The 22,610-nt window shown below is 53.3% G+C and carries 23 protein-coding genes and 2 tRNA genes; 11 read left to right on the top strand and 14 right to left on the bottom strand.

The genetic code is table 11. The features are described 5' to 3' along the window. Positions 1-22: 22 nt before the first annotated feature. On the bottom strand, positions 23-427 hold the full coding sequence (locus tag K6L24_RS12005) for a hypothetical protein (protein WP_062743480.1): 405 nt from the start codon (positions 425-427) through the stop codon (positions 23-25). A gap of 390 nt (positions 428-817) precedes the next feature. Between K6L24_RS12005 and sufA the strand changes: the two genes are divergently transcribed. The 7 genes from sufA to K6L24_RS11970 all read left to right on the top strand — a co-directional run bounded on the left by sufA (position 818) and on the right by K6L24_RS11970 (position 7,565). Further along, positions 818-1,192, top strand: coding sequence for a Fe-S cluster assembly scaffold SufA (sufA, locus tag K6L24_RS12000; RefSeq protein ID WP_062743479.1), 375 nt, complete (start codon positions 818-820; stop codon positions 1,190-1,192). 5 nt (positions 1,193-1,197) lie between these two features. Then, complete coding sequence (sufB, locus tag K6L24_RS11995) at positions 1,198-2,691, top strand: Fe-S cluster assembly protein SufB (protein WP_222681500.1); 1,494 nt, start codon at positions 1,198-1,200, stop codon at positions 2,689-2,691. A gap of 50 nt (positions 2,692-2,741) precedes the next feature. Further along, positions 2,742-3,488 carry a Fe-S cluster assembly ATPase SufC gene (gene sufC, locus K6L24_RS11990; RefSeq protein ID WP_062743477.1) on the top strand — a complete coding sequence of 249 codons (747 nt, stop codon included), beginning with the start codon at positions 2,742-2,744 and terminating at the stop codon, positions 3,486-3,488. Beyond that, complete coding sequence (gene sufD, locus K6L24_RS11985) at positions 3,463-4,743, top strand: Fe-S cluster assembly protein SufD (RefSeq protein ID WP_062743476.1); 1,281 nt, start codon at positions 3,463-3,465, stop codon at positions 4,741-4,743. Before sufC ends, sufD begins: the two co-directional genes overlap by 26 nt. Then, entirely contained in the window at positions 4,740-5,960 is a 1,221-nt protein-coding gene (gene sufS / locus K6L24_RS11980) for a cysteine desulfurase SufS (protein ID WP_062743475.1), read from the top strand. Before sufD ends, sufS begins: the two co-directional genes overlap by 4 nt. A gap of 105 nt (positions 5,961-6,065) precedes the next feature. Beyond that, a complete protein-coding gene (gene sufE, locus K6L24_RS11975) occupies positions 6,066-6,488 on the top strand; it encodes a cysteine desulfuration protein SufE (RefSeq protein ID WP_222681499.1) in 423 nt (140 codons plus the stop codon). A 72-nt stretch (positions 6,489-6,560) separates the two neighbouring features. Continuing rightward, entirely contained in the window at positions 6,561-7,565 is a 1,005-nt protein-coding gene (locus K6L24_RS11970; RefSeq protein ID WP_187509228.1) for a L,D-transpeptidase family protein, read from the top strand. Positions 7,566-7,690: 125 nt separating this feature from the next. Here K6L24_RS11970 and K6L24_RS11965 read toward each other — a convergent pair whose 3' ends face one another. The 5 genes from K6L24_RS11965 to K6L24_RS11945 form a co-directional block, all read right to left on the bottom strand. Then, on the bottom strand, positions 7,691-7,927 hold the full coding sequence (locus K6L24_RS11965; RefSeq protein WP_034895178.1) for a major outer membrane lipoprotein: 237 nt from the start codon (positions 7,925-7,927) through the stop codon (positions 7,691-7,693). A gap of 305 nt (positions 7,928-8,232) precedes the next feature. Beyond that, positions 8,233-9,645 (bottom strand): pyruvate kinase PykF, encoded by a 1,413-nt coding sequence (pykF, locus tag K6L24_RS11960; protein ID WP_062743472.1) that lies wholly within the window; start codon positions 9,643-9,645, stop codon positions 8,233-8,235. A gap of 387 nt (positions 9,646-10,032) precedes the next feature. Then, positions 10,033-10,109 (bottom strand) — tRNA-Val (locus K6L24_RS11955). Between the two features lie 50 nt (positions 10,110-10,159). After that, a tRNA-Val gene (locus tag K6L24_RS11950) sits at positions 10,160-10,236 on the bottom strand. Between the two features lie 147 nt (positions 10,237-10,383). Beyond that, positions 10,384-11,757 carry an MATE family efflux transporter gene (locus K6L24_RS11945; RefSeq protein WP_118664221.1) on the bottom strand — a complete coding sequence of 458 codons (1,374 nt, stop codon included), beginning with the start codon at positions 11,755-11,757 and terminating at the stop codon, positions 10,384-10,386. A gap of 283 nt (positions 11,758-12,040) precedes the next feature. Between K6L24_RS11945 and K6L24_RS11940 the strand changes: the two genes are divergently transcribed. Beyond that, positions 12,041-12,706, top strand: coding sequence for a riboflavin synthase (locus K6L24_RS11940; RefSeq protein ID WP_062743470.1), 666 nt, complete (start codon positions 12,041-12,043; stop codon positions 12,704-12,706). Positions 12,707-12,751: 45 nt separating this feature from the next. Here the strand turns inward: K6L24_RS11940 and cfa are convergent, their stop codons facing one another. Both cfa and punC read right to left on the bottom strand, forming a co-directional pair. Further along, positions 12,752-13,900: a cyclopropane fatty acyl phospholipid synthase gene (gene cfa, locus K6L24_RS11935; protein ID WP_062743469.1), complete on the bottom strand. Its 1,149-nt coding sequence runs from the start codon at positions 13,898-13,900 to the stop codon at positions 12,752-12,754. 329 nt (positions 13,901-14,229) lie between these two features. After that, the gene (gene punC, locus K6L24_RS11930; protein WP_222681498.1) at positions 14,230-15,423 is read right to left on the bottom strand and encodes a purine nucleoside transporter PunC; all 1,194 of its coding nucleotides are present in this window, start codon (positions 15,421-15,423) and stop codon (positions 14,230-14,232) included. A 114-nt stretch (positions 15,424-15,537) separates the two neighbouring features. Between punC and punR the strand changes: the two genes are divergently transcribed. After that, the gene (punR, locus tag K6L24_RS11925; protein WP_062743467.1) at positions 15,538-16,455 is read left to right on the top strand and encodes a DNA-binding transcriptional activator PunR; all 918 of its coding nucleotides are present in this window, start codon (positions 15,538-15,540) and stop codon (positions 16,453-16,455) included. A gap of 10 nt (positions 16,456-16,465) precedes the next feature. On the opposite strand, the gene purR is transcribed toward punR, so the two are convergent. Continuing rightward, positions 16,466-17,491, bottom strand: coding sequence for an HTH-type transcriptional repressor PurR (purR, locus tag K6L24_RS11920; protein WP_062743466.1), 1,026 nt, complete (start codon positions 17,489-17,491; stop codon positions 16,466-16,468). A gap of 295 nt (positions 17,492-17,786) precedes the next feature. Between purR and cydH the strand changes: the two genes are divergently transcribed. Next, entirely contained in the window at positions 17,787-17,876 is a 90-nt protein-coding gene (cydH, locus tag K6L24_RS11915) for a cytochrome bd-I oxidase subunit CydH (RefSeq protein WP_118664219.1), read from the top strand. A gap of 38 nt (positions 17,877-17,914) precedes the next feature. On the opposite strand, the gene K6L24_RS11910 is transcribed toward cydH, so the two are convergent. Next, on the bottom strand, positions 17,915-18,787 hold the full coding sequence (locus tag K6L24_RS11910) for a C40 family peptidase (RefSeq protein ID WP_118664218.1): 873 nt from the start codon (positions 18,785-18,787) through the stop codon (positions 17,915-17,917). A gap of 385 nt (positions 18,788-19,172) precedes the next feature. On the opposite strand from K6L24_RS11910, the gene K6L24_RS11905 reads away from it, so the two are divergent. Next, entirely contained in the window at positions 19,173-19,511 is a 339-nt protein-coding gene (locus K6L24_RS11905; protein ID WP_062743464.1) for a Grx4 family monothiol glutaredoxin, read from the top strand. 70 nt (positions 19,512-19,581) lie between these two features. On the opposite strand, the gene rnt is transcribed toward K6L24_RS11905, so the two are convergent. From rnt to K6L24_RS11885, 4 genes are all read right to left on the bottom strand, one after another. After that, entirely contained in the window at positions 19,582-20,244 is a 663-nt protein-coding gene (rnt, locus tag K6L24_RS11900; RefSeq protein ID WP_062743463.1) for a ribonuclease T, read from the bottom strand. Positions 20,245-20,345: 101 nt separating this feature from the next. After that, the gene (gene gloA / locus K6L24_RS11895) at positions 20,346-20,753 is read right to left on the bottom strand and encodes a lactoylglutathione lyase (RefSeq protein ID WP_062743648.1); all 408 of its coding nucleotides are present in this window, start codon (positions 20,751-20,753) and stop codon (positions 20,346-20,348) included. A gap of 86 nt (positions 20,754-20,839) precedes the next feature. Next, positions 20,840-21,940, bottom strand: a complete 1,101-nt coding sequence (gene nemA / locus K6L24_RS11890) for an alkene reductase (RefSeq protein WP_062743462.1) — start codon at positions 21,938-21,940, stop codon at positions 20,840-20,842. 43 nt (positions 21,941-21,983) lie between these two features. Beyond that, complete coding sequence (locus K6L24_RS11885) at positions 21,984-22,574, bottom strand: TetR/AcrR family transcriptional regulator (RefSeq protein WP_222681497.1); 591 nt, start codon at positions 22,572-22,574, stop codon at positions 21,984-21,986. Between the last annotated feature and the right edge of the window lie 36 nt (positions 22,575-22,610).

Raw genomic sequence — 22,610 nt, 5'->3', positions numbered from 1 at the left:
ACGCGGTATAATCCCCTCAGGATCACATAATCCACGACGCGTGCTTAACGAATTCGCTTTGCAACACGGTGGCTTTATCCCATTCGCCGTTCATTGCCAGTTGATGACATAAGCGACTGAGGGAATGGCGCGCCAGTTGCCAGGCCTGCATCCGGTACAGCCGTTCGCGGGAGGTGTTGCTCAACTCAACAATCAGACGTTGATGAAGTTTACCCAGAGCGTGCAGATAACTCTGATCGTCGCCGTTTAACTGGCAGAGCTCGGCCATATCCAGGCAGGTGTCATTGAACTTACGCAGTTGTTCAATAGAACATTCAGGCCGGTTTAATTTGGCCTGAGCCATATAGAAATCGACGGTGATATCACGGACGGAAAACTTATATTCATCAATTTTATGTTGCAGCCATGCACTCATCGACAGATTCATGACGGGTTCCACTCGCGCTAATGATAATCATTATCATATTATAACTGCGTTAATATTCAATCACTGAGAGGGAATTTTTATCGATACATGCCACCTCTCAGAAAAATTGGTGATACCGATAAATGCGGCATGAGAAAAAGCTAAAATTACAGAACGTATGATTTAGTTGCAGATAACAAAATATAAACATTTTGTTTTCAACCGTTTATCTTTTCATGTCGGGCTGCTTTTCGCCAACGCGCAATCTGTTTTACAGGGTCTAAACTTAGAAAAGCGTCTCTAAAATGGACCTGAAGCCTTTATCCCTGCAAAACAAGAGGTTGAAGTGGTTCAGGTTATCACTAACATAGGGACACTAGCCCGAAGGGCTATCGTATCGTGAGGTAAATTATGCAATCAGCAAATCCTGCCACTTTTTCTCCAGAGGACTTTATCTGGAAAGGGCTGACGCTCACTGACAGCGCAGCAAAACAAATCATCAGCCTGGCTGCAGGTGACCCGGAGATTAAGGGCCTGAAGCTGGGAGTGAAGACTTCCGGCTGTGCCGGCTTTGGTTACACCATGGATATGGCGAAAGAATCAGCGGCGGATGATTTGGTGTTCAGCCATAACGGCGCGGTATTAATCGTGCCCCTCCAGGCGATGCCCTACATCGACGGCACGGAAGTTGATTTCGTGCGCGAAGGCCTGAATCAGATTTTCAAATTTAATAACCCTAAAGCTCAACACGCCTGCGGCTGTGGTGAGAGCTTTGGCGTTGAGTGAACTTTATGCCTAGTAATACTGACACATCTGATGATGTACAGGTTTGGGAAGGCAGCCCTCAGAACTATAAAGAGGGCTTCTTTACCCAACTGCAAACCGAAGAATTTGAGCACGGCATCAACGAAGATGTGGTGCGCGCCATTTCGGCCAAACGTAACGAACCTCAGTGGATGCTCGACTTCCGCCTGAAGGCATTTGCCGCGTGGCTTGAAATGGAAGAACCACACTGGCTGAAGGCGAACTACAAAAAGCTCGATTATCAGGATTACAGCTACTATTCCGCCCCATCCTGCGGTAACTGTGATGACAGTTGCGCTTCTGAGCCGGGTGCCACGCAGGCTTCTGGCATCGACGCGCCGAACTATCTGACCCAGGAAGTGGAAGACGCCTTCAAACAGCTGGGTGTACCGGTACGCGAAGGGCAGGAAGTGGCTGTTGATGCCATTTTTGACTCGGTGTCAGTGTCCACCACTTACCGCGATAAGCTAGCGAAAGAGGGCATTATCTTCTGCTCCTTCGGCGAGGCTATTCACGAACATCCGGAGCTGGTGCAACAGTATCTGGGCACGGTTGTGCCGGCAAACGACAACTTCTTTGCGGCGCTGAACTCTGCCGTCGCATCGGACGGCACCTTCGTTTATATCCCAAAAGGCGTGCGCTGCCCGATGGAGCTGTCGACCTACTTCCGCATCAATGCGGCGAAGACCGGCCAGTTCGAGCGTACCATCCTGATCGCCGATGAAGGAAGCTACGTCAGCTACATCGAAGGTTGTTCCGCACCCGTGCGTGACACCTACCAGCTTCATGCGGCGGTAGTGGAAGTGATCATCCACAAAGATGCTGAAGTGAAATACTCTACGGTGCAGAACTGGTTCTCAGGCGGTGATTCAGAAGGCGGTATTCTCAACTTCGTGACGAAACGCGCGCTGTGCGAAGGCGAGAACAGCAAGATGTCATGGACCCAGTCTGAAACCGGTTCAGCGATTACCTGGAAATACCCCAGCGTCATCCTGCGCGGTGATAACTCCATTGGTGAGTTCTTCTCCGTGGCGCTGACCAGCGGCCGTCAGCAGGCAGATACCGGCACCAAGATGATCCACATTGGTAAAAACACCAAGTCGACCATTATCTCGAAAGGGATCTCTGCCGGCACCAGCCAGAACACCTATCGTGGTCTGGTCAAAATCATGCCAACTGCCACCAACGCCCGTAACTTTACCCAGTGTGATTCCATGCTGATTGGCGCTGAATGTGGGGCACATACTTTCCCGTATGTGGAAGTGCGCAACAACACTGCGCAGCTGGAGCATGAAGCGACGACATCGCGTATTGGTGAAGATCAGCTGTTCTACTGCCTGCAGCGCGGGATCAGTGAAGACGATGCCATTTCCATGATCGTTAATGGTTTCTGCAAGGATGTCTTCTCAGAGCTGCCGCTGGAATTCGCCGTGGAAGCGCAGAAACTGCTGGCCATCAGCCTTGAACATAGCGTGGGTTAACCCACGCAAAGAATTGACATGGTGCCGGAATGCACTGCGAAGGAAACATTATGTTAAGCATCAAAGATTTACAGGTAAGCGTTGAAGACAAAGCTATCCTGCGTGGATTGAATCTGGAGATCAAGCCCGGAGAAGTGCATGCCATCATGGGGCCAAACGGTTCAGGGAAAAGTACCCTTTCTGCCACACTGGCAGGGCGTGAAGATTATGAAGTGACCGGCGGTAGCGTTGAGTTCAAAGGCAAAGATCTGCTGGAACTGTCCCCGGAAGATCGTGCCGGTGAAGGCATCTTTATGGCTTTCCAGTATCCGGTTGAGATCCCAGGGGTCAGCAACCAGTTTTTCCTGCAAACGTCTGTGAATGCGGTGCGTAAATACCGTGAGCAGGAAGCGCTGGACCGCTTTGATTTCCAGGACTTTATCGAAGATAAAATCCAGATGCTGAAAATGCCTGAAGATCTGCTGACCCGCTCCGTCAACGTCGGTTTCTCCGGCGGTGAGAAAAAGCGTAATGATATTCTGCAGATGGCCGCCCTGGAGCCGGATCTGTGTATCCTCGATGAGACGGATTCGGGTCTGGATATTGATGCCCTGAAAATTGTGGCCAACGGCGTGAATAATCTGCGCGATGGCAAACGTTCATTCATCATCGTCACGCACTACCAGCGTATTCTTGACTACATCAAGCCGGACTTTGTCCACGTGCTGTATCAGGGCAAAATTGTGAAATCAGGTGATTTCTCACTGGTTAAACAGTTAGAGGAGCAAGGCTATGGCTGGCTTACCGACCAAGAGTGATAATGCACTGCAGCAGTGGCATCACCTGTTTGAAACACGGGGTGACAGCCGTTCGCTGCAGGCCCAACAGCACTGGCAGCAGCTGCTGCGCTTAGGTCTGCCGACGCGCAAGCAGGAAAACTGGAAGTACACGCCGCTGGATACCCTGTTGGGTCAGCAGTTTGTCCTGCCGCAGCCTGCGGTTCTTGACCGTGCCGCGATCGACAATCTTGCACTGGCCATTGATGCCGTACGTCTGGTGTTCGTCGATGGCCGCTTTGTGTCTTCACTGAGCGACACCGATCACGATCTGTTCAGTATTCAGGTCACGCAGGCTGCAGAACGTCGCGAACTGAGTGCCCCTATTCAGCCCGAGGTTTTCCTGCACCTGACGGAAAGTCTGGCGGAAGAAGTGACGACCATCCAGCTGCCGCGTGGCAAAGCCGCCGCGCGCCCACTGTACCTGCTGCATATCAGCAGTGGCAGTGCGACCGGCGAGATGAATACCTCTCACTATCGTCATCATCTGCAACTGGATGAAGCGGCGGAAGCCACGGTGATTGAGCATTACCTCACCCTGAATGGCGCCACGCACTTTACCGGGGCACGCTTCACGGCGGACGTCGGGAATAACGCCGCGCTGACCCATTACAATCTCTGTTTTGAAGATCAGAGCAGCTACCACTTTTCACACAATGACCTGACGCTGGGTCGGGATGTGCGTGTTCAGAGCCACAGCTTCCTGCTGGGTGCGGGTCTGACCCGCCACAATACCAGCAGCGTGCTGGAAGGCGAGGGCAGCGATCTGGTGATTAACAGCCTGATGCTTCCGCTGGATAAAGAAGTCTGCGACAGCCGCACTTATCTTGAGCACAACAAAGGTTACTGTCAGAGTCGTCAGCGGCATAAAACCATTGTCCGCGATCGCGCCCGTGCGGTGTTTAACGGTCATATCAAAGTCGCGAAATATGCCCTGAAGACCGATGGTCAGATGAGCAATAACAACCTGTTGCTGGGACGTCTGGCGGAAGTGGATACGAAGCCACAGCTGGAAATCTACGCTGATGACGTGAAGTGCGGTCACGGTGCAACCATCGGTCGTATCGATGAAGAGCAGATGTTCTATCTGCGCTCACGCGGTATTGACGAAGCGGCCGCGCAGCGAATGATTATTTATGCGTTTGCAGCAGAGTTAACCGAAGCTATTACCGATGAAACGCTGAAAGAAGCCGTAATGCAGCGTATTGCACAGCGTTTCCCAGGAGGCCTGCAATGACATTTGACCTGGCCCGCGTTCGGGCGGAGTTCCCGCTGCTGGCGCGTGAGGTCAACGGGCAACCGCTGGCCTACCTCGACAGTGCGGCCAGCGCGCAAAAGCCACAGGCGGTCATTGACGCAGAAAGTCGTTTCTATGAGCACGGTTATGCGGCCGTACACCGTGGGATCCATACGCTGAGTGCGGAAGCCACCACAGAAATGGAAAATGTGCGCATTCAGGCTGCCCATTTCATCAATGCCGCCTCCGCTGAAGAGATTGTTTTCGTCAAAGGCACCACTGAGGCGATAAACCTGGTCGCCAACAGCTGGGGCGGCAGTCAGCTGCAGCCGGGCGATAACATCATCATCACGGAGATGGAGCATCATGCCAATATCGTACCGTGGCAGATGGTGGCGCAGCGTACCGGGGCAGAGGTGCGTTTTATTCCGCTGACCGACGACGGTGAGCTGGATCTCGCTCAGTTGCCAGCGCTGATCGACAGCCGGACCCGTCTGCTGGCCGTCACCCACGTTTCCAACGTGCTGGGGACGGAAAATCCGGTTAAGGCGCTGGTGGCACAGGCGAAAGCTGCGGGCGTCATCACCTTGATCGACGGTGCTCAGGCTGTCATGCATCACACCGTTGATGTGCAGGACCTGGACTGTGATTTCTATGTCTTCTCCGGGCACAAGCTTTACGGGCCCACCGGTATCGGCATCCTTTACGGCCGCAAGGCGTTACTGGATAACATGCCACCCTGGGAAGGCGGCGGCGCGATGATCTCCACCGTCAGCCTTACAGAAGGTACTACCTATGCTGCGGCACCGTGGCGCTTTGAGGCTGGCTCACCCAATACCGGTGCCATTGTCGGGCTGGGCGCAGCTATCCAATGGATCAGCGAGCTTGGTCTGGATGTGATTGCAGAGCGTGAGCAGCAGCTGATGCGCTATGCGCTGGACAAGCTGGCAGCCGTACCGGATATGGTGATTTACGGGCCGCAGCAGCGCGCAGGGGTTATTGCGTTCAATCTGGGTAAGCACCATGCGTTTGATGTGGGCAGCTTCCTTGACCAATATGGCATCGCCATTCGTACCGGTCACCACTGCGCAATGCCGCTGATGCATCGATATCAGGTGCCGGCCATGTGTCGGGCCTCGTTTGTTCTGTATAATAGTGAAGAAGAGGTTGATCGCCTGGCGGCTGGCCTCACCCGTATTCACCGTTTGCTGGGCTGACGCTGACCGCGTTTTAAGCAATACAGCCCTGAGGGCGAGGCTTGCCTCGCCCTTGTCACATTTCAGGCAATGTCGTCTCAGAAACAGATTCATAGTGAGGAAGCAATGGCAACTCTGCCAGACAAAGACAAACTGGTACGTAACTTTAATCGTTGCGCTAATCAGGAAGAGAAGTATCTTTACATTATTGAGCTTGGCGCACGCCTGGACGATGCCGGTGGCGCGTTACAGCAGCCGGAAAACATCATTCCAGGCTGTCAGAGCCAGGTATGGATTGTCGTCGGCACTGATGATAAGAACCGGATCACCCTGCAGGGCGACAGCGATGCCGCGCTGGTGAAAGGGCTGATTGCCATCGTCTTTGCGCTTTACCAAAATATGACGCCGCAGGAGATTGTTGATTTCGACGTGCGTCCCTGGTTTGCCGATCTCTCTCTGACGCAACAGCTGACCCCCTCGCGTTCGCAGGGTCTGGAAGCGATGATACGTGCTATACGTAAGAAAGCGCTGATTCTCATCCAGGCGTGAGTTGCTACACTTCCCGGTAAGTACCCCGCTGCGCTAAGGTGGGGTGTTATTCACTCAAACCGAGAAATGTGCATGAAACTTTTTTACCGCATAGCCGGGATTTCTGTTCTTACTTTTCTTGCCGGAATGCAGGCTGCCAGTGCAACCGAGTATCCCCTTCCCCCCGATAACAGCCGCCTGATTGGCGAAAATACCACCTGGGTTGTCCCTAATGATGGCAACCCGCTGGAGGCTGTGGCGGTAAAGTATCAGGTGGGCCTGTTGGGACTACTTGAAGCCAACCCTGGCACGGATCCCTGGCTACCGAAGGCAGGCACGCAACTGACCATCCCAACCCAGATGCTGCTGCCTGATACTAAGCGCGAAGGGATTGTGGTCAACGTGGCCGAGTTGCGGCTCTATTACTATCCGAAAGGCGAGAACAAGGTGATTGTCTATCCTATCGGTATTGGTCAGCTTGGTGCCAACACCCCGGCGATGGTCACCAGCATCAGCCAGAAAATCCCGAATCCCACCTGGACGCCCACACCCAATATTCGCAAGCGCTATGCCGCAGAGGGGAAAACCCTGCCGGGAACGGTGCCTGCCGGGCCGGATAACCCAATGGGACTGTATGCGCTGCGCCTGGCCTACGGTCAGCAGCATTATCTGATCCACGGTACTAACGCTGATTTCGGTATCGGCATGCGCGTCAGCTCGGGCTGCATACGCCTGCGGCCGGATGATATTGAGGCGCTGTTCAACAGCGTGCCCAAAGGCACCCGCGTACAAATCATCAATCAGCCGATCAAGTATGCGGTCGAACCGGACGGCAAGCGCTATCTGGAAGTTCATCAGCCCTTATCCCACAGTGAAAAGGATGACCCACAAACCCTGCCGATTGCGCTGACTGCTGCTGCGAAGAAGTTTATCCGCAGTGATAAGAGTGACCATGCGGTGATTAAAGCGGCGATTGAACGGCGCTCGGGAATGCCGGTGCTGGTTAACGAAGGGGAAAAGGTGGGGCAGGATGGGGCAGTGCCCGCCAGCGTGCTTCAGCAGTCCGCAGAGGCGGTGGAGAATAAACCTGCCTCCTAGCCTGTTTCAGGGTTCGGCGTCGCTGGAAGAGGGTTCTGGCGCGTTCAGGAAGGGGGTTAGCCCCTGAGTGGATTAAAGGCAAAAAAAATGGCGCACAATGTGCGCCATTTTTAAAACCAGAACTCTTACTTACGGTAAGAGTGAGCCTGGTTGTCCAGACGCTGGTTAGCGCGTGCTGCGTCATCTTTAGCAGCCTGAACGTCAGAACGGATTGCGTTCACGTCGTTGCTCAGCTGGTCAACTTTAGCGTTCAGAGTCTGCACGTCGGTAGACAGCTGATCGATTTTAGCGTTGCTTGAGCAACCAGCCAGCATAGTTGAAGCCAGGATTACCGCGCCCAGTACCAGTTTAGTACGATTCATTATTAATACCCTCTAGATTAAGTTAATCTCCATGTAGCGTTACAAGTATTACACAAAGTATTTTCTAATGAGAATAATTTTTTGATGAGAACGTGCTTAAATTTGATCGTTCGCTCAAAGAAGCATCTTATTTCCGCTATTTTACAAAAAACGAAGCGAAAACAGGCGATTTTAATCAGCAGGTCAGTCACTTTTAGGGTGATTAAATCGTTAATTTCGATTGGACGTGATGTGATGAGGCGTGACGCAAGTTGTAAAAAAAGCGCCACTCAGGGCGCTTTTTGACTACAAGGCGTAATCTTTAATTACAGAACATGCACTGAAGCGGTATTGGTGGTTCCACTTGGTACCAGCGCACCAGAAACCATGACCACCACATCGCCTTTCAGCGCGTAGCCGCTTGCTTCAGCCGCTTCTTTACCCAGACGGTAGAAATCGTCAGTGGAAGCAATCTCACTTACTACAGTGGTGATGATACCTTTGCTGAGCAGTAACTGACGTGCCGTCTGTTCGTTGGTCGTCAGCGCCAGAATGGTTGCGTTAGGGAAGTATTTGCGAATGGACTTCGCCGATTTGCCCCCTTCAGTCGCGACCACAATCAGTGGAGACTCCAGTTTTTCAGCCGTTTCTACCGCACCACGGCAGACTGCTTCGGTGATGCGCATTTTACGGTTGTCATGCTGGGAGTCGATACGGCTTTTCATCACACGGTCAGTACGCTCGCAGATGGTCGCCATGATGGTGACGGACTCCAGCGGGTATTTCCCTTTAGCGCTTTCACCCGAGAGCATCACCGCATCGGTTCCGTCCAGGATGGCGTTAGCAACGTCACCGGCTTCCGCACGGGTAGGGCGCGGGTTTTTGATCATGGAGTCAAGCATCTGGGTGGCGGTGATCACCACTTTGCGTGCACGGTTGCATTTCTTGATCATCATCTTCTGCGCGAAGATCACTTCTTCAACCGGGATCTCAACGCCGAGGTCACCACGAGCGACCATGATACCGTCTGAGGCATCAAGGATTTCGTCGAAGTTGTTCAGGCCTTCCTGGTTTTCGATTTTAGAGATGATCTGGATATGCTCACCGCCATGCGCTTTCAGGTGTTCACGAATTTCCAGCACGTCTGAACGCTTACGGATGAACGAGGCAGCGACAAAATCGACACCCTGCTCACAACCAAAGATCAGATCCAGTTTGTCTTTCTCTGCCAGCGCAGGCAGTTGGATTGACACACCCGGCAGGTTAACGCCTTTATTCTCACCCAGGTCACCGTTATTCAGCACCTTACATACCACGGTGCTTTCAGTCACGTTGATCACTTCCATGCCGATGAGACCATCGTCAACCAGTACGGTATTACCGATTTTAAGGTCAGCAGCAAAGCCCGGGTAGGTTACCGCCACCGTATCGGCATTACCGATGATGGTCTGGTCGGTGGTGAAGGTAAAGGTCTGGCCCGCTTTCAGGGAGGCATCGTTACCGCCTTCCAGTTTCATGGTGCGGATCTCAGGGCCCTTAGTATCGAGCAGGATTGCCGCCTGATGGCCGCTTTTGCTCATCACTGAGCGCAGATTGGTAATGCGCTGGCCGTGTTCTTCATAATTCCCGTGGGAGAAGTTCAGACGCATCACATTCATGCCGGCATCAAGCAGGTTGGTCAGCATCTCTTCAGATTCGGTTTTTGGACCGATAGTACAAACGATTTTAGTCTTTTTCATGACGATTTATCTATTAAGTTGTGATGGATGATTAAAGATGTATCCCGGCGGTGGATCCACCGGAGGAGAAAATTGGTGTGTTGAGAATGGTGATACAGAGTAAGGATAGGTGACAGAATTAAAGCGTGCAGGGTAAGTGAAGACGCGGTTTCGGCGCAGGCGCAATAAAGTGTTGCGCAACAGGTACTCGTTTTAAAATGAGGGGCAACCATACGCTGAAACCATTCAAGTGAAACAACGTCCCGTATTATAGTCGCTAAGTGTTCGAAAACCAATTAAAAAGCGCGAAATAGCACGCAGGAATGATACGCATCAAGTTCGTTGCGCAAACTGCCAAGGGGGTAAGGTTAATCTTAAAGCCGGGGGAGAAGTCGCTGCCAGGGAGAGTGGTGCGTTCTAGAGGACTCGAACCTCCGACCCCCACCATGTCAAGGTGGTGCTCTAACCAACTGAGCTAAGAACGCGTTTCTTGATCTTTTACGCTGCCAGCCTGTTGGCTGCTTCAGCAACGTATTGGTGCGTCTGAATGGACTCGAACCATCGACCCCCACCATGTCAAGGTGGTGCTCTAACCAACTGAGCTACAGACGCACTGTGCTGTCTGGGTGACAGCGGGGACGAATATTAACGACACCGTGCGCGGCTGGCAAGGAGAAAAAATGATTTTTCCCTCTGATTGCTGCGCATCTGTGCGAAGCGCAGCAATTTTAATCAGCTTAGCGATAAAAACACCAAAAATTAACGTGCTGCGCGGGCCATAATGACGTCTGCGGACTGGCGTTGCAGGCGGCGCATACGCCAAATCATCATGATGGCGGAAGAGGTCAGACCGATAATAAAGCCTGTCCAGAATCCGGCGGGCCCCATAGCCGGTACCACCCAGTCCGTCATTGCCAGCACATAGCCACTGGGTAAGCCAAGCACCCAGTAGGCAACAAAGGTGATGAAGAAGATCGACCGCGTGTCTTTATAGCCACGCAAGATACCGCTGCCAATCACCTGAATCGAGTCCGAGAACTGATAAATCGCCGCCAGGAACATCAGTTGCGCGGCCAGCGTGATCACCTCCGGGTTATCCGTATACAGCAGGGCGATCTCCTTGCGGAAGGTGACGGTGAACAGAGCGGTCAGGCAGGCCATGCCAATACCCACCGCCTGAGCGGTCCATGCCGCTACCCGGGCACCCTCAACCGACCCCTGACCCAGACGGAAACCGACGCGGATGGTCGTGGCCACGCCGAGAGACAGCGGCAGAACAAACATCAGGGAGCTGAAGTTCAGGGCGATCTGATGCCCGGCCACTTTCACAATCCCCATCGGGGACACCAGCAGAGCCACCACAGCAAACAGAGTCACTTCAAAGAACAGCGCCAGGGCAACTGGCAGACCCAGTCCGGCCAGGCGGCGCAGAGCTTTCCAGTCCGGCGGGCTGTAACGCACCGGCAGGTGAATATCGCGCATGGATTTGGCGCGATTAACCCAAGCCTTCATGGCAATAAACATCACCCAGTAAACTGATGCCGTTGCCACGCCGCAGCCAACCCCACCCAGAGCAGGCATGCCGAAATGACCATAAATAAAGATATAGTTGACCGGAATGTTGACCAGCAGACCAAGGAACCCCATGACCATCCCGGGCTTGGTTTTGGACAAACCTTCACACTGGTTACGTGCCACCTGGAAGAACAGATAGCCCGGCGCGCCCCACAGCAGAGCGTGAAGATAGCCAATAGCCTTCGCCGACAGCGCCGGGTCAACATTATGCATGGCGCCAATCAGGTATCCTGCGTTATACAGCACCACCATAATCAGTACGGACACCATACCCGCCAGCCAGTAAGCCTGACGGACCTGGTGGGCAATCCGTTCACGACGGCCAGAGCCGTTAAGCTGGGCGACGACCGGCGTCAGGGCAAGGATCAAACCGTGCCCAAAAAGAATGGAGGGTAACCAGACAGAGGTTCCCACTGCAACGGCGGCCATATCCGTGGCGCTAACGGCACCGGCCATTACTGTATCGACAAAACCCATGGACGTTTGCGCAACCTGCGCAAGGATGACCGGAATAGCCAGGGCTAATAACTGACGCGCCTCTGAGAGGTACTTCTGCACACATACACCTTTTTAATTTTTTCCGTCCCTGTTCACGCAGGCGAGTGACGGCGTAACGTCAGGACGGTAATGGTTTTATTCATGACTCTGCTTAAGAAAAATGGCTTTTAGCGATGATATCAGCAGGGCAGGCGCCCCAGTTTAGTGATAGCAGAGTAAATAGCCAATGTTCTGACAAAAGAATAGCTCTTTGTGTCACGCAATTATGCGGTGCTTTATTTGGCTTTGCTACGATGCCAGGGCAAACTAAGGGCAGAAAAATACATTGATTGAGGCAACAGCTATGTTTACCGGTATTGTGCAGGGCACCGCAGAGGTGCTGGCAATTGACGAGAAACCTAATTTTCGTACCCATGTGATTAAAATGCCGGAAGCGTTATTGCCCGGGCTGGAACTGGGCGCGTCTGTTTCGCACAACGGCTGCTGTCTGACCGTGACCGAGGTAGAGGGCGATCGCGTCAGTTTTGACCTGGTAAAAGAAACGCTGCGTATAACCAATCTGGGCGATCTTCAGGTGGGGGATACGGTGAATGTCGAGCGTGCAGCGAAATTCAGCGATGAGATCGGTGGGCACCTGATGTCAGGTCATATCATGACGACCGCCGAAATCAGTAAAATACTGACGTCTGAAAACAACCGTGAGATCTGGTTTAAGCCGCTGGATGCCAGCCAGATGAAATACATTCTGCATAAAGGGTTTATCGGCATTGATGGCATCAGCCTGACGGTCGGTGAAGTGACGCGGACAAAATTCTGTGTGCACCTGATCCCTGAAACACTGATGCGTACCACCCTGGGTAGCAAGCGACTTGGACATCGTGTCAATATTGAAATCGATCCGCACACCCAGGCGATTGTGGAAACCGTGGAGCGGGTGCTGGCACAGCGTGAGGCTTCATTACTGGCGGCCGCCGCCAGCGAGCTGCGGGATGAGAATCAACAGGATTAGCAAAGTAACAGGGCGACAAACGTCGCCCTGTCTTCACAGGCCGGTTTAACGAGCTACCCGTAATCCGCCCTGTTTACCGTGGGTAAAGACCACCTGCCAGAGCTGAATATCACGGGCGCGAAACGCACCGGCGCAGGCATTCAGATAGTAAGTAAACATACGTTTAAAACGTTCGCCATATTTATCTGACAGTTCTGGCCACGCATCCAGAAAACGCTGATACCACTGCATCAGCGTCAGATCATAATCAGCGCCAATATTGTGCCAGTCTTCCATCACAAAAAACGGTTCACTTGCATCCGCAATATGGCGAACCGAAGGCAGACAACCGTTGGGGAAAATATATTTATCAATCCACGGGTCAACATTATTGTCCGTTTTATTCGCCCCGATGGTATGCAGCAGGAAAATACCGTCAGGTTTAAGATTGCGGTTGACGACATCAAAATAGGTGGCGTAATTCTTTGGACCGACGTGCTCAAACATGCCGACCGAGACAATACGATCAAACTGCTGGTTGAGATCGCGATAATCCTGCAGTTGAATCGTCACATCCAGACCTTCGCAGCGCGCCTGAGCCAGTTTTTGCTGTTCGGCTGAAATGGTCACCCCGACCACGCTGACGTTAAAGTGACGGGCAGCATACTCCGCCAGCCCGCCCCAGCCGCAGCCGATATCCAGCAGCAACATACCCGGTTCAAGTTGAAGCTTTTCGCAGATCATCTGCAGCTTCGCCTGCTGGGCTTCTTCCAGCGTGCTGGCCTGCTTCCAGTAGCCGCAGGAGTACTGCATATAGGGGTCGAGCATGCGGGTAAACAGATCGTTACCCAAATCGTAATGCTCTTTACCGACAATCCACGCGCGTTTGCGTGATTGCAGATTCGTCAGGCGGGCAGCAGCGACGCGAAGGGTGTCGCGAAAATGGTGGGGGAGTTGTTGATCGAGTTTTGCGGACAAAACGCGCTGGAAGAAAATATCCAGCCGGTCACATTCCCACCAGCCGTCCATGTAGCTCTCACCTAACCCCAGCGAACCTTCCTGCAAGACGCGTTTAAAAAAGTCGGGGGTAGCGATACGGATATCCCATGAGCGGGTTCCGTTAATTTCGATATCTGCCTTACTCAACATTTCCTGGACGATGCGATACCACTGATTATCTTCCAGGTTCACTTCTTCTATGCACGATGAACTCATAGCTTCCCCATCACCCTGTGTGATTGAAACCTGAAAAAAAGAATCCTCTTTCCTGCAGGTTTGTGAGAGCACGTGTGGCTAATGCCACAGTCTGATATCCGACGTTAAAAGAGGCTTGATTTGAAATTAGCAGAGGTCGTAAAAATGTCACGCGGAAGAACACGTTGACGACCCTGTCAGTATCCAACAGCAGGCGATGACCAGAGGTCATCGCCTGCTTCGAAAATGTTGTGTATTTGTTGTTTTATAATGCGCCGTAAATTATAGGCGCAGGCCGGGGAATATTCAACGCATTATTGTTAGGGTGCTAACTAAATGTTATCTGAGGTTTAGTGGGGTTCTTCCGCCGTCTGCCAGGCCTGTTTTTGCTCTGCGCTTCGCTGGACAAGATAACCTGCGATGGCCAGGAAAATCGTGCCTGCCATGACCAGCGTGGTGGTATACAGAGCGGACCCAATCCACGTCGATACAATCAGGCTGGCCAGGAAGCAGAGACCCAACTGGAGCATGTTTTGCAGTGCTGCCGCTTTACCTGTTGCATGAGGGAAAGGCAGCAGGGCACTGGACACCACAATAGGATAGATAGCGCCATTCGCCATTGCCATTCCGCAGAAGGGCAGCAGCAGGGCAAACAGCGAAGGCTCAGGCTGTAACGCCACCAGATAAATAGCCGCAATGCTCAGGCTGTAAAACGCCAGCAGCCAGGGCAGTAACTGACGTCCGGCAAAGCGATTAAGCAGAGCGCGGCAGCTGAAACCTCCAATCAAAAACGCCACCGTTTGAGGCACGTAGCTCAGACCGATATCACCGGGGGAGAGGCCTAATTTACCCAGAATAAAGGGCGACCCGGTGAGCCAGGCAAAGAAGCTGGCGGAGCAGGCGGCATAAATCGCCACATTCCCGCTGTAAAGGGGGGATTTCAGCAGGGTGAAAAAGCCCGGAGCGGGCGTTTTCACCATCTCTTTTTCAACGCGTGAAGGCGATGGCAGGCGGAGCGTCGGGATCAGCAGCATAACGCTTATCACCAGCAACGCGACGAAAATAGCGCGCCAGGAAAAGTGCTGTAACAGCCAGGCGCCCAGCAAAGGGGCCAGCGCGGGAGACAGTGCCACCAGCGGCATAATGGTGGCAAAAACGCGATTGGCCTGCGCACCGCTGTAGCGGTCCACGACCAGCGCCTGCCAGCTGACGGCCGCCGCACACACGCCGACAGCCTGCACAAAACGCATAGCCAGCAGCCAGGGCGCTGATTCCACCCAGAGCATGGCGGCGCAACCAACGGCAAACAGGCTGAGCCCCATGACCAGCACGGGCTTACGACCGATGCGGTCAGAGAGCGGCCCCCAGACCAGCTGCGCACAGGCAAAACCGGCAAGGAAGATACTCAGGCTGGCGCTGATGGCGCCCGCTTCAGTGCCCAGATCCTGTTGCATCACGCCAAAAGCGGGGAGGTACATATCCGTGGCAAGAAAACCCAACATACTCAGTATGGCCAGATAAAACATAAATCCTTTGGAACGCATGATTTTTTAACTCTTATTAGACAATTTTTTTACGTGCGCAGTGTAATCCCGTGCCTGATGAGCTGTGAAACGCTATTATTCGTCTCTTGCAGTGAAATAATTTGAAGGCAACTTATGTGGTCTGAATATTCTCTTGAAGTGGTTGACGCCGTCGCCAGAACGGGCAGCTTTACCGCCGCTGCAGCAGAGCTTCATCGCGTGCCATCTGCGGTCAGTTATACCGTTCGACAACTCGAAGAGTGGCTGGCCGTCAGTCTGTTCGAACGCCGGCATCGCGATGTGGTATTGACCGAAGCGGGTCGCGTATTCAGTGAAGAGGGGCGGGCTGTTATCAAAAAAATGCTTGCCACTCGCACCCGCTGTCAGCAGGTGGCAAACGGCTGGCGCGGGCAGATTAACATTGCGGTGGACCGCATTGTACGCCCGGCGCGCACGCGGCAGCTGGTGGTGGATTTCTACCGCCATTTTCCGGACATGGAGTTGCATATCATGCCGGAGGTGTTTAACGGCGTCTGGGATGCGCTGGCTGACGGTCGCGTGGACGTGGCAATAGGCGCAACTCAGGCCATTCCCGTTCGGGGGCGTTTTGCCTTTCGCGATATGGGCAGTCTGAACTGGCGCTGCGTAGTACAGTCCCGGCATCCGCTGCATCGTTACGAGGGCGCGCTGAGTGAAGCCCTGATCCGCGAGTGGCCCTCGCTGGTGCTGGAGGATACCTCGCGGGCACTACCGAAGCGGACAACCTGGACGCTGGACAATCAGCGGCGGCTGGTGGTGCCGGACTGGGAAAGTGCGTTCGACTGCCTGCGTGCCGGACTGTGCGTCGGGATGGTGCCGGGGCACTTCGCCCAGCCCTGGCTGCAACAGCAGGTGCTGGGTGAGCTGACGCTGGCCTCGCCGTTTCCCGACAGTCCCTGCTACCTCAGCTGGTCTGAACACAGCGCCTCACCGGCGCTGAACTGGCTGCTTGCCTATCTTGGCAATACCGAAACGCTGAATGCAGAATGGCTGAGTGAGCAGCCCGGGAGCTGATGCGCGGACATTAACGGCGATAGTCCCGGAAGGGGCCGTCGGCAACGGAGCGGCGTTCGATCAGTGAAGGATGCACTTCAATGGTCTGCTGCTCTTCACGTTTGCTGGTGATGCGGTCAAGCAGCATATCAAAGGCTGTTTCCCCCAGACGCTCTTTTGGCTGGTGTACGGTCGTCAGCGCCGGGGTGAAGTAACGGGCGTTGCGCACATTGTCATAACCGATCACCGAAATATCCTGCGGGACGCGCAAACCCATCTCATCTGCTGCGCAAATCGCCCCCATCGCCATAATATCCCCACCACAGAAAATCGCTGTTGGACGCTGTTTCTGTGACAGGATCTGCTGCATGGCGCGATAGCCTGATTCCGGTTCAAAGTCCCCCTGCACCAGCCATTCATCACGCAGGGTAATCCCGGCTTCAGCCAGCGCTTTCAGGAAGCCCGCATGGCGGCCGCCACCGGTATTGCGTTCCAGCTGTCCCGGGATTGCGCCGATATCACGATGGCCGCGTTCGATGAGGTAACGCCCCGCCAGATAGCCGCCTTCAAAGGCGTTATCAAGCACGGTATCGGTAAAGTCTCCGCGCGACTCGCCCCAGTCCATGACCACCATGGGAATGTTACGGTTGTCTTCCAGCATAGCAATCAGGGTGTCAGGATATTCTGAGCACATGACCAGCAGGCCGTCGACACGCTTCTGAGCCATCATCGACAGATAGGCCTGTTGCTTTTGCAGATCGTTGTGCGCGTTGCCCAGGATCAGCGTATAGCCTTTGGCAAAGCAGCGATTTTCAATCGCTTCAATGATTTCGGCAAAATAGGGGGCCTCACTGGACGTGGCCAGAAGCCCAATGGTTTTGGTGTGGTTTACCTTAAGACTGCGGGCAACGGCACTGGGCGAGTAATGTAATTCTTTAATTGCCGCCCATACCGCTTCGCGCGTCTCTTCGGCTACAAAGCGCGTTTTGTTGATGACATGGGACACCGTGGTGGTGGAGACACCGGCGCGCTTTGCCACATCCTTAATTGTTGCCATTAAAATCGTACTCCTGGGGCTATCACTAACGTACTGATAACAAATGGGTTAAACGTTTGCCTGCGCGCCGCCATTCCTGCCGACGAGAATGAACTGGGGTGCCGTCTCAAAAGGGGTAGGAAGGGGTAAAATCATCCGTAGAGTGACATGCAGCGCTGACTTGAAACGTTTCCGGGCGTGTTGCGCAACGGAAAGAAATAATTCTAACAAGGCTGCGCGCAGAAAACGAGATTTTTACGGGCAAGTATGGGAAAATCTGTTGGCTTACTAATAGCAGGGTTATTAAGGAGAACAAATGAACACTGATATGAAGATGACGGCTCTGGCGGTTGTTGGGTCACTGCTGATGATTATTGCGTTTAGCTTTACTGCTGTCATGCACTGAGTTTATCGGGAGGAGGCGTCTCCTCCCATACCGTCCCGCTAGCGAATGGTTTTAGGCGTCATCACGCGGCGTGCACCAATATAATGCTCCTGCCAGTAATCTTCACTTAATGCGCTCACCTGGATATCTTTACCGGTACGTGGCGACTGAATAAATTTGCCTCCACCCAGATAGACACCGACATGGTCAGCCGTACCGCGTCCATTGATGCGGAAGAAGACCAGATCGCCTTTTTCCAGCTCGTCACGCTTAATGGAGGCCGCATCACGCAGGTGGTACATTTCATTTGCTGTCCGGGGGATCTTAAACTTCACCAGATCTTTATAGGCGTACCAGACCAGCCCGCTACAGTCGAATCCGGTTTTCGGTGAGGTTCCCCCCCACTGATAAGGTTTACCCAGTTGGCCCATCAATTTTGTCATCGCCGTCTCGCGCGCTTTTTGATAGCGGGCGCGGTGGGCTTTACTCAGTTTGAGTGGGGCAGAAAGCTGCGCTTCGTTGCGTTGCGCCACTTTGCGCCCGGCGCGATCGCGACCATAATGCTTTTTATCGGCTTTTTTACTGGCAGCGATTTTTCGGCTTAAAGGTTTTTTCGTCACGTTAGCCGTGCGCAACGGTTTTGCCGCCACCTTGCTCTTTGCTTTTTCTTTGATTTTTTTTGCCGGAGCCAGACGAGCTGTTTTAGCGGAGGTTTTCTTAGCGGTTTCTTTTGTTTTTTTACTGACCGGTTCTTTTACTTTTTTCGTGGAGGCGGACTTGACCGGGCGGCGCTTACGGCGGTCGTCTTCACGCGCGGTGGTGCGATCGGCTTTTTGCTGATTCGCATTTATAGGGGCATGTGGCGATGCGTGCGCCATATTGAAAAATAACTGGGTGAAAGCCAGTATGAAGAGCGTGATGAGTAAACGCATCGTTCCCATTAACAGTTTGTGCGCTGCAAAAGGTCGCAACGGAGTCAGAAAAGGCATTTCTGCGGTCAGGCAGAAGGTTAGGGCAATTCTAATCTAACTTCTTAACAAAGGGTAAGGTCTTTTTTGTTTCAATAATACAGATCAAGTAAATGGCGATAAATTAAACGGTATCAGTTGCTTATCGCAGCAATGAAAACAAATCAGGCCACAACACGTACAGCAACGATGATAAGAAAATGTTATTTTGTATCCCTGTTTTGTTCTCAGGTCACATTTTTACCCTTTCGCCCTGTAAAAATGTCGTTTTCACTACCCGAACAGAATCGCTACAATAAGCAGGCTGCGCCTAGCCTACACATGAAGTATCGTATTGAGGAAGACATTTATGAGTACTGTTGAAAAAATTCAACGCCAGATCGCTGAAAACCCTATTCTGTTGTACATGAAAGGTTCTCCGAAACTGCCAAGCTGCGGTTTTTCTGCTCAGGCCGTTCAGGCACTGTCTGCCTGCGGTGAGCGCTTCGCGTTCGTTGATATTCTGCAGAACCCTGACATCCGCGCAGAGATGCCAAAATATGCTAACTGGCCAACCTTCCCACAGCTGTGGGTCGATGGTGAGCTGGTCGGTGGCTGCGATATCATCATTGAAATGTATCAGCGCGGCGAACTGCAGCAGCTCATCAAAGAGACGGCGCAGAAATATCCGTCCGATGCCGCTGAGTAAGTCAGACAGCATGACAGCATAAAAAAACCGGGCCCTGAAAGGGCCCGGTTTTTTTTATCGCTAAGGGGGGTTACCCCGCGCTGTCGTCGCCTGCCGGCTCGACGGGCAGCGGCCAGCCGCCAAGCCGTTTCCAGCGGTTCACCAGCTCACAGAACAGATCAGCGGTCTGCAGGGTGTCGTACAGAGCAGAGTGTGCCTGAGCATTATCAAACGGCATTCCCGCTGCGGTGCAGGCTTTCGCCAGAACCGTTTGCCCCAGCACCAGCCCGCTCAGGGCCGCCGTGTCAAAAGTCACGAAGGGATGGAAGGGGTTACGTTTCAGGCTGGCGCGTTCGGCAGCAGCATTGACGAAATTCAGGTCGAATGTAGCGTTGTGTGCCACCATAATGGCCCGGCTACAACCGCTCTCTTTGATGCCTTTACGCACCAGTTTGAAAATAGCGTGCAGCGCTTCATATTCACTGACCGCCCCGCGAAGCGGGTTGTCAGGGTCGATACCGTTAAATGCCAGCGCCTCAGGTTGCAGAACTGAACCGACAAAAGGCTCGACGTGAAAATGGAGTGTCTCATCCTTTTCCAGCCAGCCGTTGTCATCCATCTTTAGCGTCACCGCTGCGATTTCCAGTAACGCGTTAGTGTTGGCATCGAAACCGGCAGTTTCAACATCAATAACGACTGGATAAAAACCGCGAAAACGGCTGCTAAGGGTATTCAGGTCATTCGATTCAGACATCAGCTTCTCACTGGGGAAAAAAGGCAGCGCGCATTATGGCAAATTTTGTCGGGGGATGCAGCAGGGAGGGAAGTCGGGTGCGCAAAAGGCACCCGAAATAATTACTGGCCGATACCGTTACCGGCGTGTTTGTTTTCGATAAGCTCAATTTTGTAGCCATCGGGATCTTCAACAAACGCAATGACCGTGGTGCCGCCTTTAACCGGGCCGGCTTCACGCGTGACGTTACCGCCGTCGTTACGGATACGATCGCAGGTCGCGGCGACATCATCGACACCCAGTGCAATATGTCCGTAAGCGTCACCCAGGTCGTAGCTATCCACGCCCCAGTTGTAGGTCAGTTCAATCACTGCTCCTTCACTCTCTTCGGTATAGCCGACAAAGGCGAGGGTGTATTTATATTCAGTGTTTTCACTGGTGCGAAGCAGGCGCATGCCCAGCACTTTGGTATAAAAATCAACGGAGCGTTGCAGATCGCCAACGCGCAGCATGGTGTGAAGTAAACGCATAACATCCTCTTTTACCGGCGTCATCAGACGATGACGGAAAAATGCAGTATAGCGGCAATGCCTGCCGCTGCGTACCTTTGGGGCAATTAACCGAGGAAAGGATAGTCAGTGTAACCTTCCGCCCCACCGCCGTAGAAGCTTTCTGGCTTCGGTTCGTTCAGCGGTGCGTCTGTTTTCAGGCGGGCGACTAAATCTGGGTTAGCAATATAACTACGGCCAAACGCTACCGCATCAATCAGACCCTGCTCAATCAGGTCTTCCGCTTTTTCAGCCGTGTAGCCGCCGGCACCGACAATCACGCCCGGATACACAGCGCGGATCGCCTGACGGAATTCGTGAGTATAAGGTTTACCGCCTGCCCAGTCTGGCTCAGAAATATGCAGATAAGCCAGCTGACGTTTTGCCAGTTCAGCAATAAAGTACAGTGCCGCTTCTTCCTGATCTTCACCATTATCCAGACCGTTGAACGGCCCCAGCGGAGAGATGCGAATGCCAATACGATCCGCGCTCCAGCCATCAATGGCGGCATCAACCACTTCCAGCGCAAAGCGGGTGCGATTTTCGATGCTGCCGCCATACTGGTCATCACGCTGATTGGATGCCGGGGAAAGGAACTGATGGATCAGGTAGCCGTGAGCCGAATGAAGCTCCGCCAGATCGAAATCGGCTTCGCGGGCATTGATGACGGCCTGACGGAAGTCATTAACGATACCTGCCACTTCTTCTGTGGTCAGCGCACGCGGTGTTGATGTGGCTTCACGAATGGCCTTGCCCTCTGCATCTCGCAGAGAAGTGCGGGTTTCCGCGTTGATTGCCGAAGCGGAAACCGGGGCTTTGCCGTCAGGCTGTACGCTGTTGTGAGAAATACGGCCGGTGTGCCACAGCTGGACAGCACTGTGACCGCCTTCCTGATGAATCCCCTCGTTGATGGCTTTCCAGGCGCCGATTTGTTCAGCAGAATGAAGACCGGGTGCTCCGGCATACCCTTTTGCCTGGAAGCTGATCTGGGTGGCTTCAGTAATGATCAGCCCGGCGGTCGCGCGCTGACGATAATATTCACCCATCAGCGGGGTGGGGATATCGCCGGGTTCAATGCTACGCAAACGCGTCAGTGGTGCCATAAAGATGCGGTTAGGCACGGTAATGGCACCGGTTTTCAGCGGGGTAAACAGCGTGTTCAGTTTCATAACTTACTCCTGGTAGACCGGTCGACTAGTTAAGGTGTTTTTTTTAATCTTCACGAAGAATTCGTGTCATTTCCTGCCATGCATTCTGCAGCGGCGCATTGTCACGGCAGATTTTACTTTGCAGACTGGCTCCCAGCCACAGCATATACAGTGTCTGTGCACAGGCAGCACAATCGATCTTGCGTGACAGGGTTCCCTGCAGCTGGGCCTTATCCAGAGCATTTTTCAGTGTGGCAATCAGCGGCGCAGAACCGGCATGAAGTGCACTCCGCATCGCTTCAGACAGATCGCAGACTTCAGCAGATAACTTGACCGACAGACAGCCGGCAAAGTGACTCTCCTGGCAGTGAGAAAGCGACTGGGAATAATAGTCCAGCACGCGCTGACGGGAGTTACCCTGATGGTCGTCAAGATACGCCTGCAGGCGCAGGTGATAGCGCGCAAAGTAGCGTTCCAGCATTGCCACGCCAAACACTTCTTTTGACGGAAAGTAATGGTAGAACGACCCTTTTGGCACCTCTGCTTCTTTCAGCAGAGCGATGAGCCCCATGCCGTTAAAACCGGACCGAAGGCAGAGCCGTTCACCGGTATCAAGCAGATGTTCACGTGTGTCAAAGCGGGTCGTTTTATTCATCGCAGCAGAGTACTAGACCGAACGGTCGGTTTCAAG

The organism is Erwinia persicina (assembly GCF_019844095.1).
Taxonomy (GTDB): domain Bacteria; phylum Pseudomonadota; class Gammaproteobacteria; order Enterobacterales; family Enterobacteriaceae; genus Erwinia; species Erwinia persicina.
Note: the sequence above shows the minus strand (reverse complement) of the source record. Positions and strands in the feature narration are given on the sequence as shown.